The sequence below is a fragment of the Sphingomonas sp. SUN039 genome, from assembly GCF_024758725.1.
Classification (GTDB): domain Bacteria; phylum Pseudomonadota; class Alphaproteobacteria; order Sphingomonadales; family Sphingomonadaceae; genus Sphingomonas_O.
Map to the genome: position 1 here is coordinate 2,449,437 of NZ_CP096972.1, position 12,574 is coordinate 2,462,010.

The following is a 12,574-nucleotide window of genomic DNA, read 5'->3' on the forward strand; positions in this document are numbered from 1 at the left end:
TATGCCCGCGCGGCAACGCACGGGCAAGCCGGTGCCGCAATGGGTTTACAGGTCGCGCAGCTCGCGGCTGAGCTCCTCGACGCTCGGCCCTTTCTCGGCCATCGCCTCCATGTCCTGCTGCACGCCGCGCAGGATGCGCGCGAGATATTCCTTGTGGAGCAGCCCGCGTTCCGCGCCTGCCTGACGGTCGGGCGTGTAAGCCTCGATATCGGCACGGCTGATCGTGCCCTTGGCATCGAGCAGGCGTTCGACCGTATCAAGCCGCTCGCGCAGCACAGCAACTTCGCCCGCGATGGCCATGACAATCGACAAAGTGCGATCGACAGCGGGGTCTTCGAAATACTGCGGGCGTTTGCCCTTGGCCTTGGCCCCGGCGCGGGCGATCCAGTCTACCAATTTCCCCCTCCCTGAAGGGGAGAGGGACAGGCGCGAAGCGCCAGGGTGAGGGAACACTCCATCATCCCCTCACCCCGCTTGCGCTTCGCGCAAGTCGACCCTCTCCCCTTCAGGGAGAGGGCAAGATGGTTTCCACGCCCCATAGGCGCTCCACACTGCCGCGCGGCCATGGTCTTCGACGCCGGTGTCCTGGCGCGGGAAAATCTCCTCGTCGACGACAGCGCGCACGCCCGTCACGAACAGGCTGTCGCGCGGCAGTCCCGCTTCGACCATGATCGATTTCAGGTCGAGCGCGTGCATCGCCGACCAGAATGGCTCGTTGTTGTTGAACGCGTCCCAGTCGCGGATGAATTGTTCGTACAGCGGCATGTCGTCCGAATATTGCGGCTGTTCGAGGTGGAGCATCAGCCCGCCGGGGGCCATCACGCGGACGCCCTCGCGGATCACGCGCGGCAGCGCGGTGCCGGACAATTCGTGCAGGAACATCGTCGTCTGCACCCAGTCGAAATGGCCGTCGGGATAGGCGGACAAATCCTCGCCGCTCATCTGCACGAACTTCAGATTATACGCGCCAAGCGACTGTGCGCGGGCATGACCGTAACGCAGCGAGGGTGCCGCCGTATCGATGGCGATCACTTCGGTGTCGGGAAAGGCGAGCGCCAGCGGTACGATGTTATGGCCGATGGTCGCACCGATATCGAGAATACGTTTCGGCACCCAGCCGGGGCGTTCGCGCCTGATCCAGTCGACCAGCGCCGCCCCGCCGCCGTCGTTGAGTGCACCGAGGCCGCCGCCGGTCGTCGCGAAAATCCCGCAATCGTAGTTTGCGCCCGCCGAGACGTCGCCCGGCCGCTCCTCGCCGTGATAGCTCCCCGGCATGCAATGAATATCGATGGCGGACTGATAGCGCGGCACCGCAACCGACGGGTCCAGCACGAGCGTATCGCGCCCCTCGTTATATTGCCGCGCCTTGGCATCGAGTTCGTCCAACTGGCGCAGCACCATCGACCGCCCGTTCTGCTGGCGCATTTCCATCGAATTGCGCTTCAGCGCCGACCAGTAGCGGTGCCACGGATCGCGGTTCATCGCGTGGCGAATTTCGAACCGGTCCTTGGGCGCGCGGCCGTGTTCGGCCTCGAAGGCGGGCAGGACGCGCGTATCGTAAGCGAGCTTGTTACCCGCGCTGAACCCGGCGAGCGCCTTGTTCAGATTGGCGAGGAAATTGAACCGCGCGGCCTCGTCATGCGCGACGTCCGGACTCACGCCGTGGCGGGCGACCGCGCTATATGGCGGGGGAACATCGGTGGCGCTCATATCAACCCATCCCTTGCCAGACGTTCCAGCGTTTCGGCCTGGACGCGATTGAAATGGTCGCGGTCCGGAACCGAGACAACCCCGTCGGCATCGAGCAAAGTGTTCGCGCGCTGGTGATTGTCGGTCGTATAGGTGTTCGCGAAGGCGGCGAGCCGCTGGCGCGACAGCACATTGGTCATGCCCGGCCGACGCCGCTTTTCGCGCAAGGCGGCGAGATCGATGTCGGCAAAGGCGGTGAACGTCTCGCCCGCGTTGCTCTCGGCGAGCACATTGCCCTTCCAGTCCACCACCATCGAATTGCCGTCGGCGTCCGAAAAACCATCGATCCCGGCGGTATTCGCCGACACGACATAGGCCATATTCTCGAACGCGCGGGCCTGTTTGGCGATCATCTTGGGCGTTCGCAGCGGCGATCCGATTTCGGACGACGAATGTACGAATATCTCGGCACCGCGCAGCGCATGGGCGCGGGCGATTTCTGGGTAGAGAATTTCCTCCGACGCGATCGCCGCCAGGTTGCCGATCTCTGTCCGTGCAACCGGGAACACGCCGTCGAGCCCGTAAATATCGAGATATTTCGACCAGACATCGTGCGGCGTCGGCGCGTACATCGAATTGAGGCGGCGATAGCGCAGCACGACATCGCCCGATGGCGCAATGACGAAACTCGCCTGAAAATAGAGGCCGGGGAAATGCGTGTCGGTCTCATAGGCATTGCCAGCGACGAACAGACCCAGTTCCTGTGCGACTTTGCCCAGCGCCTCATACTCCGGCCCGTCCGCCGCCCAGCCGACCTTCGCCGCAAAATCGGGGATCGAGACGCGCGCCGGGTAGCTGGTGAACAGATATTCGGGCAGCACCGCGAGCTTGACCGGCGCGCCGCCATATTGCTCGATAAAGATCGCCGCTCCGCGCAGCCGCCCCGCGACCTCACCGATGTGCGCCAGCATCGCGGCGCGCGGATCGGCGGCGTTGATGGCGGACCGCGCAGCAAGCTGCATAGCGACGGCGGCGTAGGTCATGACATGTCCCCTTTCCCTCTCCCTGAAGGGGAGAGGGACAGCGGCGAAGCCGCAGGGTGAGGGGCCCTCAGCGCAGCCAGAATGGCGTCGAGCACTTCGTCCGTCCGCGCGAGCACATCATTATTCCAGAAACGGATCACTCGATATCCTTGGCGAGCAAGAAAAGCAGTCCGGTTGTCGTCATGATCCTTGTCATCGACATGTTGGCTCCCGTCGAGTTCGACCACGAGCCGTTCCTTCGAGCACAGAAAATCCGCATAGTAAGGGCCAATTGGTGCCTGGGTGCGAAACTTGTAGCCCCCCAAGCGGCGATCGCGAACTCGATGCCAAAGGTGTTCTTCCGCCTCGGTCATATCCCGGCGGAGTTGGCGCGAGCGGGTCAGGATATGGTCGGGGGTCTTGCCTCTTATCGTAACGTCGTTCCCCTCACCCTGGCGCTTCGCGCCTGTCCCTCTCCCCTTCAGGGAGAGGGAAGAATAGGCACGCCTTATCACAGCCCCAAAGCCCCCGGATTCATCCGGCCTTCCGGATCGACCTCGACCTTCATCGCCTCAAGGATGCGCCACCCGCGCGGATCGCTACCCGCCTTCAGCGGATAGGTGCGCCCGATCTGGAAGTGCATCCCGCCCGCCGCCTGCATGATCCCGATCACGGCCGCGCGCAGTTTTTCGACCAATGCGCGCGCTTGCGGCTCGGCGGGAAAGCGTTTCAGCTTTGCCCAATGCGCGGGTTCGACCGACCGTCGATGGATTTCGCCGAGCGCGTCCGGCCAGTAGAACACTGGCTCGATCAGGAACCCCGTCGTCGCGACCGTCAGGAACATATAGCCCGCGCCGACGCCCAGCCGCTCCATGTCGGCGGCGTTCGCTTCGTACAACGCCGTAATCGCCTCGATCACGCCCAGCGCCTTGGAATGCCGCACGATGCCGTGCACCGGCACCCAGCGTTCGCCGTCCGGCCCGACCATCGAATTGACTGCCGGGAAGGGGTTGGCGCGCAGCACCTTGGGGATGGTGTTCTCGACCTTGCGCCCGCCAGCGCGCTCCACAATCGCATCGATCCGCCGCATCCGCTCGTCGGCTTCGGCCTGCGTCAGTCCTTCGGCAATCAGGTGGATCGAGAATTTGGCCTCGTCGAGGAAGCTGCGCCCCGCCACGACGACTTTTGCGCCCTCCTTCAAACCTTTCCAGAAGCCCCCCTGCGACTTCATCATGCCGACGAGCTGTTTGGCGTCGGTGGCAAGACTGTCGCGCTTCATGCGTTGGGCTTGCAGAAACGGGTCGAAGCCGAAGCTCTCGCTGGCCAGCCCGGACCGCCCGATCTCGCTCATCGCCGCGCAATATTGCGCGGGCGCGTCGAAGGCGAAACTGCCGTAAGAAAACGCCTCCGCAGCGCGCATCAACGGCAGGGTGATATGCGCCTTCACCCCGAACGCACCCGCGTCGCTCGCGAACAGACCAGTGAGGTCGGGTCCATAGGGGCGCAGGAAGCCATTACCCGTTCGCACGACGCTGCCGTCGGCAAGCACGACGTCCATGCTTAGCGCGGTTCCCGATATCGTGCCGCGTGCCGCGCCCCAGAACAGCCCGTTCTGGCTCATGCCGCCGCCGACGCTCGCCTTGATACCGCTAAGCGTTCCCCACAGCGGCGTCTGCAACCCGCGCGGGTGCAGCGCTTCGTAGAGAGCACCCCAGGACACGCCCGCCTCGACCGTCACGGTCATGTCGGTCTCGTCGATCTCAAGGATACGGGTCATGCGCCCGGTATCGACGATCAGCGCGCCCGACTCTGCCGCGACGTAGCCCGACGTGTAAGACATGCCGCCACCACGCGGAACGATGGCCAGTCCTGCTGCGGCAGCGACCTTCAGCCCCGCTGACAGTTCGTCGATGTTGCCAGGGCGAAACACACCTGCGGGCACGGGACCTGCGGCAAACACGTCCTCGGCATAGAACGCGCATTCGGCGGCGTCGGTGATCAGCGACCCGGCGGGAAAACGATTTTCAAGGCGCGGTTCGGCGAGCGTGGCCATTATGCAAGGGCCTCCTTGAGCTTCACATCCCCCGGATATCGCCCCATCGTCAGCAGCAACGCCCCGCCGAGAACGAACAGCACCGATGCGGCCATCAATATCGGATCGTAGCTTTTGGCCGTAACGCGAACATAGCCGTAGATGAGAGGTGAGATCGCGGACATCAATCCAAACGGCATATATAACATCCCGTAGATGCGCCCGAAATGCGCCATCCCGAAATAGCGCGCAGCAAGGAACGCGATCAGATCGCTTTCAGCCCCCGCCGCGAAGCCCAATAAGAATGCCGCAGCGCTGATCATGCCGAGGTCGCTCGCGGTGCCCATCAACAAATAACAGGCAAGCGCAGGCAGGCACAGCACCGGAAACGCTACCGCCGGTCCCCAGATGCGGTCGAGCAGGAAGCCGACGCCGATACGCCCGACCAACAGCCCAAGCCCGACGATCCCCATCATGCCCGCCGCCGTTTTGGCGTCGAAGCCGTGGTCCATCACAATCGGAATCATGTGAATGTGCGCCCCGCCATAGGCCATCGCGATGATGAAGATCGAACCCCAAAGCGTCCAGAATTGCCGCGTTTTGACCGCCTCGCCAAAGGTCATGCCCGCAACCGCACCGTCGCTCGTGCTAAGTGCGGCAGGCCGTTCGTCGGCGCGCGGCTCGCGGAACAGGGCCAGCGCAACCGGCAGCGCCACCAGCAGCGGCAGCATTGCCACGATCAAAAACATCTGCCGCCAACCGTAATTGGCGATCGCCCATACTGCGAGCTGCGGGACAACGAAAGCGGCGGCACTCGTGCCGATCAGCATGATGCCGAGCGCAAGGCCGCGATTCCTGACGAACCACAGGCTAATCGCGCGGCTCCAGGTGACGGGGGTCGAGCCAATGCCGACCAACCCGACCAGCGCCCAAAGCGCATAAAAACCGATCAGTGACGCGGGCGTCAATGACATCGCCGCGAACGAAGCGGCGAAAGCGACCAGCGACCAGATTGCGACCTTGCGGACGCCGTGCCGGTCAGCGAGCCAGCCAAAGACGGGGGCCATCAGCGACGCAATGATGCCGAAGACCGTAATTCCTGCGCTTACCTGAAACCTGTCCCACCCGAATTCGGCCTGCAGCGGCGCGAACAACAGCCCCAGAATGTTGAAGGGGATCGGCGAAGCGCCGCACATGACGCCGAGGAAGGCGGCGACCAGAACTTTCCAGCCTTTGCCGAACTCGCTCAAGCGTTGCGCTCCAGCGACGCCAGTTCGAATGTCGAGTCCATATAACCCTCCACTTCGCCCTTCACGTAAATGAACTCGCCGTCGCGGGTCAGCCACATGTCATAGGCGGGATGATCGTTGGTCAAGCCGACGAACGCAACACGGAAGCAGTCGAAGGTGCCTGCCTTCACCGTCACCGTCTCGTCGCCGACATAGCGCAATCCGCTGCCACTGGTGTGGATGAACGGTCCCGTCGCGCCGAAATGGTGGAGCGAATGGATAAGGTTGCGCCCGAAGAACTGGGTGTGGCCCGGTCCCTTGTCATAGGGAAATGTCGCCGCCAGCCAGCCGTCGCCCTGCACCGCATGGACGCCGAAACCGCGCGTCGGGCGTGAAATCGGGCAGCGCTGGCTGATCCGCCCGTAATCCACGCTCCAGCTTTCGCATTCGGCCTCGGTATCGGTGAAGCGGAACCAGCCGGTGCCGGTGACGCTGCCCTTGTTCATGATGCGGACGTAGGCGTCGTGCGGGTGGAAATCGGGGTGCACCGACAGGGTGTTATCGCGGACCACTTCGTCCTTGCCGAAACTCATCTCGCAATGCGCCGAAAACACGCGGAGACCGTCGGCGCCGCGCGTGATCGACCAGTCCTCGAACCCCCAGACTTCGCCGTTGGCGCGGGCGATATACTCGACCCGCCCGCGCATCCTCGGCAGTGCGGCGAAACTCACCGGAAATTATACCGCGCGCGGATTTGCCACGACATTGGCGGATTGAGGTAGGTGGTGTTGACCAGCGCCGACTGGACATAGGCCTTGTCGAAGCAGTTGGTGCATTGCACCGACAGCTGCCAGCGGTCGTCCATGCCGTTGAGCGCCAGCCCTGCATTGACCAGCCATGCCGCCTTGCTGAACGATCCGATCACCGGCGTGCCGCTGTTCGGATTGTAGGTAAAGGTGCCGTTGGTGCCGGTAATGCCGCCGGTATAGATCGTCAGGTTCGACGTCGCGACCTGCTGGTCGGAGCGATAGCTCGCCGCAATCGAGGGCACCAGCGACATGCCGTTGCCGAGTTCGGCGCGGTAATTGCCGCCCAGTGCAATCGTCCAGTCGGGGGTACGGACCGGCGAGGCCAGCGTTCCCTGCGCGGTGACGATGCCCGCCGCGCACGCCGCAATCGACGGCTGCGTCGCGGGGACGTTCGGCCCGCCCGCGACCTTGCCCGCCGCCAGCGCCGCCTGACACGCGGCGAGCTGCCCCGCGACCGACTGGATGCCGTACTGGTCGAATGCAGGCGCGTTCGCCTGCAACAGATATTTGTCGTTCGAATAACCGAAATTGGCAAACAGGTTCAGCCCGCGCATCGGCACCAGCGTGAATTCCGCCTCGACGCCGGTGTTGCGGTAATCGGCGAAGTTGCGGGTGACGAAACTGATCGCGCCCGTCGTCGGATTGACGATGCCCGACAGCGTTTGCAGGTCGGTGACGTCCATGCGGTACACGCTGATATTGGCGCGCAGTTTGCGGTCGAACAGCTCCGCCTTGATGCCCGCTTCATAGCTCCAGACTTTTTCCGGCCCGAACGGCAAGACCCCCGACGGCGTATAGCCGCGCGCGTTCCAGCCGCCCGATTTGAAGCCCTTGGTCGCCGAGACGAACAGCAGGATGTCGTCGGTCGGCTTCAGGTTGATCGCCACACGCGGCGTCCAGACCTTTGCCTGCTGGCGCAGCGGGATCGGCTGGTTGGTCAGCACCGTCACGCCATTGGCGGGCACGAAGAAATTCTGGTCGAACAAACACGTTGTCGCCGGGACCGCGACCGCACAGGCCGGGCGGTTGTCGCTGAAACTGATCGTCTTGATCTCGTCGGTGTAGCGGATGCCGGCGGTCAGCTTGAGCATTCCCAGATTGACGTCGGCCTGGACATAGCCCGCAATCGCCTCGGTCGTGTTCTTGAGAACGCGGTCGCCGAGCGTCAGCGTGTTGGCGAAGACATCGGCGAAGTCGGTCTTCACATTCTCCTTGATGTAATAGACCCCCGCCACATAATCGATCAGCTTGTCGCCCAGCGTTCCGGTGACCTTGACCTCCTGGCTGAACTGGTCCGACTTGCCGTCGTTGATGATCGTGAAACCGCCGCGCGGGAAACCGAGTACCGCCGGGAACGGCTGGGTCAGCGTCGGCCCCGAGCGCCCGTCGTAGAAATCGAGCGCGTAACGCTGCGATTGGTAGACGAAACCGGTGATCGCGGTCAGCGTCGCCTTGCCGATGTTCCAGTCGAGCTTCGACGTGACGAGGTCGGTATCGGTGAAATTGCCGAGCTGGAAATTGGCCTTGCGTCCCTGGATCGGTACCGCCAGCCCCGCAAATTGCGAGCCGTTCTGTCCGATCCTGAGGCCCGTCGTCGCGTAACGGCCATTGCACTGCGTCGGTACGACGGGATTGCAGGCGAAGTTCAAGATATTCTCGCCATTGGCGGCGATATGGGCGTAGCTCGCATTCCATGTGATATCGGGGCTGAGTTCGCCGCGCAGCCCGATCCGCGCGCCCCAGCCGGTATCGTCGTTCAGCGTCTCGCCGGTCGTCACATTCTTGACGTACCCGTCGTCCTTCTGCGCGTAACCGCTGATCTTGACCGAGAATGTCGGCGCGAGCGGCACATCGACCGAGGCCCGGACCAGCATCTTGTTATAGCGCCCGAAGCCCGCCTCGACATAGCCGCCATATTCCTTGCCGGGCTCGCGCAGGATGACGTTGATCGCGCCGCCCGTGGTGTTGCGTCCGAACAAGGTACCCTGCGGCCCGCGCAGCACTTCGACGCGTTCGACGTCGAACAGGTTCAAATTGTTGGCGTTCTGCCGCGACATGAACACATCGTCGATATAGGTGCCGACCGGCGGATCGAAGGTCGGGATGGTTTCGGTATTGCCTAGACCGCGCAGATAATAGGCATTGGCCGAACCCAGGCCGGTGTTGTTCTGGGCAACTAGATTGGGCACGAACTGTCCGATTTCGAGCGCGCTCGACACGCCCTGTGCGCGGAGCTGGTCCGACGAAAATGCCGAGATCGAAATCGGCACGTCCTGCAGTTTCTCCGCGCGGCGCTGCGCGGTGACGACGATGTCGGTGACGCCCTCGCTCTCGTCAGCAGGTGTTTGGGCAAAGAGCGGCGCAGCGGCCAAAAGCGCGATGAACGCAACTCCGGATTTCAGTGAAGTCCCCAGCATGATCGAAGCTCCCTATGGATGCGCCCATCTTGAACGCGGCTGTTGCCCCTGCCCGGCAGTGTTGTTTTTATAATTTGTCCGGACAAGTTTTCATGGCTAGGCTCCCCTGTCAAGGGACCGAAAGGAGTTTGTGCGGCATGGATTTTGCCCAATACGCCTATCCGACGCTGGTTTACGTCCACCTGCTGCTGTTCGTGCTGTGGCTGGGTGCCGATGTCGGGGTGTTCCTGCTCGGCCAGCATTTCAGGAAGCGCGAGACCTACACGCTCGACCAGCGGATCGCGCTGCTGAAACTCCTCGTGATCGTCGATCTGACCCCGCGCGCCGCCTGGGCGCTGATGGTGCCGCTGTCGCTGACGGTGTCCTACGCAGGGGGCTGGTGGGATGTGCCGGTTGCCATCGTCGGCGCGGCCTGGGCCATCGCGGCGTTCTGGCTGTGGCTGGTGTTCGACGCGCACACGCATGACATGACGCCCCGCGCCGCGCGCAACCGCCAATGGGAGGGGTGGCTGCGCTACCTGCTGTGCGCCGCCTATTTGTGGCTCGGCGTCGAATCGGTGCTGACCGGTCATCCCATCGCGGTCGGCTGGCTGGCGTGGAAGGCGCTGCTGTTCGGCCTGATCTTTGCCGCTGCGATCATGATCGACGTGACGTTCAAGCCGGTGGGTCCGTTGCTCGGCAAGCTTCTGGCCGAGGGATCGAGCGAGGCGACCGAACTTCCGCTGCTTCGCGTCATGAACAACACGCGCTACTGGGTATGGGCGGTTTATGCGCTGCTGATCGTCACTTCGTGGCTCGGCGTCGTCAAACCGGGTTGACCGATGTAAGTTGTCCGGACAAATTGGGCGGACCTGAGGAGCTGAATTGAAACCCTATCAATCCCTGTTGTTCGTCCCCGGCAGTCGCCCCGAGCGTTTCGGGAAAGCGCTGGCGTCGGGTGCCGACCTTGTGACCATCGACCTCGAGGACGCGGTCGGCCCTGCTGACAAGGACGCAGCGCGGGACGCTGCGCTTGCAGCAATGGCACCGGCCAATCTCGGCATTCGCATAAACGGTGTTCGCACCCGGCAAGGGCTGGCCGATCTGGTCGCGATTGCCGCTGCCGGGACCGCGCCGCCCTTCGTCATGATCCCGATGGTCGAGGCGGTTGCCGAGATCGAGATCGTCCATGCCGTGCTGCCCGCAGTTGCGCTGCTCCCGCTGATCGAAACGGTTAAAGGACTTCGCAACGCCGACGCCATTGCGGCGTCGCCCGGCATTGGCGGGGTCATGCTCGGCGGCGCGGACTTTGCGGGCGAACTCGGCGTCGCGATGTCGTGGGACGCGCTCTACGCGGCGCGCGCGCATATCGCGATGGCCTGTGCCTCGGCCAAAGTGCCGTCGATCGACGTGCCGTATCTCGATCTCGACAATCTCGACGGCCTTGCCGACGACGTCGCGCGCGTCCGCGACATGGGGTTCACGGCAAAATCGGTGGTCCACCCCAAACATATCGAGGTCGTGCACCGCGTAATGCGTCCGACTGCCGAACAGATCGCCGAAGCGCATGACGCCGAGGCCGTGTATGCGGCGGCGGGCGAAAGCGCGGTGCGCTGGAACGGCAAGATGCTCGAGGCGCCGGTGATGGCGCGCTACCGCAGAATATTGGCACTACAGGGAGTGGGTAATGCGTGACGGTGTCAAGGAAGTTGCCCCCGGGCGGTTCCGCGAGGTGCAGGGGCGCTATTTCGAGGAATTCGAAGTCGGCCATGTCTACGAACATCGCCCAGGCCGGACGATCACCGACGCCGATAACGTTTGGTTCACGCTGCTGACGATGAACACGCATCCGGCGCATTTCGACTATGAATTCTCGAAGAAAACCGAGTTCGGCAAGCCGCTCGTCGTCAGCCCGTTTACCATCGCGCTGATGACGGGGATGAGCGTTTCGGACACCAGCGGAAAAGCCATCGCCAATCTCGGCTGGGACGAAGTGCGGATGACGCACCCGCTGTTCGTCGGCGACACGCTCTATGCCGAGAGCGAAGTGCTCGACAAGCGCGAGAGCAAGAGCCGCCCCGACCAGGGGATCGTGACGTTCAAAACCATCGGCAAGAATCAGGACGGCAAGGTTGTGAGCACCTACAAGCGCACCGTGCTGGTGTGGAAGCGTGGCCACGGACCGGCTGACGACTAAGGAGATAATAAGTGGCCACCGCTCTCGCTCTCGATACTTCGCGCCCTGCCATGGACCCCGACGAGGAAGCCGCCTTCCTCGATGCCATCGATAAATGGGTGCAAAAGGAAGTCCGCCCGGTCGTGATGAAGCACGATCACGAGGATATCTGGCCGGCGGAACTCGTCGCGCAAATGGCCGAAATGGGCCTGTTCGGCGCGACCATCGGCCAGGAATATGGCGGGCTCGGGTTGCCGGCGGTCACCTATGCGAAGATCGTCGCGCATATCGCGTCCTACTGGATGGCGATCACCGGCATCTTCAATTCGCACCTGATCATGGCGTGTGCGGTCGAACGCTTCGGGACGCCCGCGCAGAAGATGAAATGGCTGCCGAAGTTTGCCAGCGGCGAAATTCGCGGTGGCCTCGCATTGACCGAACCGAATGCGGGGACCGACCTGCAAGCGATCCGCACCACCGCTGTGCGTGACGGCGACGAGTATGTCATCAACGGCACCAAGACGTGGATATCGAACGGCATCAACGGCAGCTGCTTTGCGCTGCTGGTCAAGACCGATCCCAAGGCCGACCCGCGCTACAAGGGCATGTCGATGATGATCGCGCCCAAGGGGCCAGGATTCACGACGGGCAAGAAGTTCGACAAGCTCGGCTATCACGCGATCGACAGCGCCGAGTTGATCTTCGAGGACTACCGCATCCCTGCCGACAACCTCATCGGCGGCGTCGAGGGGCAGGGTTTCTTCCAGGCGACCGGCGGCCTCGAACTCGGCCGTATCAACGTCGCGGCGCGCGGCGTCGGGCTGGCCGAAGGGGCGCTGCGCCTCGCCACAGAATACGCCCAGATGCGCCAGACGATGGGCAAACCGATTGCCGAGCATCAGGCGATCCAGCTGTATCTGGGCGAAATGGTGACCCGCGCCCGCGCCGCGCGGCTGCTGACTTTCGACGCGGCGGAGGCGTACGATCGCGGCGAACGCTGCGACATGCAGGCGGGCATGGCGAAGTATTTCGCGAGCGAAGCGGCGGTCGACAACAGCCAGACCGCGATGCGGATCTTCGGCGGCTATTCCTATTCGAAAGAATACGAAATCGAACGTTTTTACCGCGACTCGATGCTGATGTGCATCGGCGAGGGCACGAACGAAATGCAACGCATGATCGTCGCCAAGCAGTGGCTGAAGGAGCACCGGATTTGAGGGA

12 protein-coding genes are annotated in these 12,574 nt (G+C 63.2%); 4 read left to right on the forward strand and 8 right to left on the reverse strand.

Features of this window, described 5'->3' with window-relative positions; translation table 11 throughout:
* Positions 1-45: 45 nt before the first annotated feature.
* The 8 genes from M0209_RS11870 to M0209_RS11905 form a co-directional block, all read right to left on the reverse strand.
* Complete coding sequence (locus M0209_RS11870) at positions 46-396, reverse strand: BREX-1 system adenine-specific DNA-methyltransferase PglX (protein WP_258888476.1); 351 nt, start codon at positions 394-396, stop codon at positions 46-48.
* Positions 397-465: 69 nt separating this feature from the next.
* Positions 466-1,710: a class I SAM-dependent methyltransferase gene (locus tag M0209_RS11875; protein WP_258888477.1), complete on the reverse strand. Its 1,245-nt coding sequence runs from the start codon at positions 1,708-1,710 to the stop codon at positions 466-468.
* Positions 1,707-2,732, reverse strand: a complete 1,026-nt coding sequence (locus M0209_RS11880; protein ID WP_258888478.1) for a nitrilase-related carbon-nitrogen hydrolase — start codon at positions 2,730-2,732, stop codon at positions 1,707-1,709. Before M0209_RS11880 ends, M0209_RS11875 begins: the two co-directional genes overlap by 4 nt.
* Positions 2,729-3,196, reverse strand: coding sequence for an endonuclease domain-containing protein (locus tag M0209_RS11885; protein WP_408988234.1), 468 nt, complete (start codon positions 3,194-3,196; stop codon positions 2,729-2,731). The genes M0209_RS11880 and M0209_RS11885 overlap by 4 nt, the downstream gene beginning before the upstream one ends.
* 26 nt (positions 3,197-3,222) lie before the next feature.
* Complete coding sequence (locus tag M0209_RS11890; RefSeq protein ID WP_258888479.1) at positions 3,223-4,764, reverse strand: FAD-binding oxidoreductase; 1,542 nt, start codon at positions 4,762-4,764, stop codon at positions 3,223-3,225.
* Entirely contained in the window at positions 4,764-5,993 is a 1,230-nt protein-coding gene (locus tag M0209_RS11895) for an MFS transporter (RefSeq protein WP_258888480.1), read from the reverse strand. The genes M0209_RS11890 and M0209_RS11895 overlap by 1 nt, the downstream gene beginning before the upstream one ends.
* Positions 5,990-6,703: a DUF3108 domain-containing protein gene (locus tag M0209_RS11900; protein WP_258888481.1), complete on the reverse strand. Its 714-nt coding sequence runs from the start codon at positions 6,701-6,703 to the stop codon at positions 5,990-5,992. The genes M0209_RS11895 and M0209_RS11900 overlap by 4 nt, the downstream gene beginning before the upstream one ends.
* Positions 6,700-9,198: a TonB-dependent receptor gene (locus M0209_RS11905; RefSeq protein ID WP_258888482.1), complete on the reverse strand. Its 2,499-nt coding sequence runs from the start codon at positions 9,196-9,198 to the stop codon at positions 6,700-6,702. Before M0209_RS11905 ends, M0209_RS11900 begins: the two co-directional genes overlap by 4 nt.
* 137 nt (positions 9,199-9,335) lie before the next feature.
* Here M0209_RS11905 and M0209_RS11910 point away from each other — a divergent pair, with 137 nt between their 5' ends.
* Genes M0209_RS11910 through M0209_RS11925 form a run of 4 tightly spaced genes read left to right on the forward strand, consistent with a single transcriptional unit; the run spans position 9,336 to position 12,570 of the window.
* Positions 9,336-10,016, forward strand: a complete 681-nt coding sequence (locus M0209_RS11910) for a hypothetical protein (RefSeq protein ID WP_258888483.1) — start codon at positions 9,336-9,338, stop codon at positions 10,014-10,016.
* Between the two features lie 46 nt (positions 10,017-10,062).
* Positions 10,063-10,872 (forward strand): CoA ester lyase, encoded by an 810-nt coding sequence (locus M0209_RS11915; protein WP_258888484.1) that lies wholly within the window; start codon positions 10,063-10,065, stop codon positions 10,870-10,872.
* A complete protein-coding gene (locus M0209_RS11920; RefSeq protein WP_258888485.1) occupies positions 10,865-11,374 on the forward strand; it encodes a MaoC family dehydratase in 510 nt (169 codons plus the stop codon). Before M0209_RS11915 ends, M0209_RS11920 begins: the two co-directional genes overlap by 8 nt.
* Before the next feature lie 11 nt (positions 11,375-11,385).
* Complete coding sequence (locus tag M0209_RS11925; RefSeq protein ID WP_258888486.1) at positions 11,386-12,570, forward strand: acyl-CoA dehydrogenase family protein; 1,185 nt, start codon at positions 11,386-11,388, stop codon at positions 12,568-12,570.
* Positions 12,571-12,574: the final 4 nt, after the last annotated feature.

Bases quoted from the DNA above. Each gene is read 5' to 3' on its own strand.
- M0209_RS11920 (WP_258888485.1), top strand. From the start codon at position 10,865: ATGCGTGACGGTGTCAAGGAAGTTGCCCCCGGGCGGTTCCGCGAGGTG.
- M0209_RS11905 (WP_258888482.1), bottom strand. From the start codon at position 9,198: ATGCTGGGGACTTCACTGAAATCCGGAGTTGCGTTCATCGCGCTTTTG.
- M0209_RS11880 (WP_258888478.1), bottom strand. From the start codon at position 2,732: ATGACCTACGCCGCCGTCGCTATGCAGCTTGCTGCGCGGTCCGCCATC.
- M0209_RS11910 (WP_258888483.1), top strand. From the start codon at position 9,336: ATGGATTTTGCCCAATACGCCTATCCGACGCTGGTTTACGTCCACCTG.
- M0209_RS11890 (WP_258888479.1), bottom strand. From the start codon at position 4,764: ATGGCCACGCTCGCCGAACCGCGCCTTGAAAATCGTTTTCCCGCCGGG.
- M0209_RS11875 (WP_258888477.1), bottom strand. From the start codon at position 1,710: ATGAGCGCCACCGATGTTCCCCCGCCATATAGCGCGGTCGCCCGCCAC.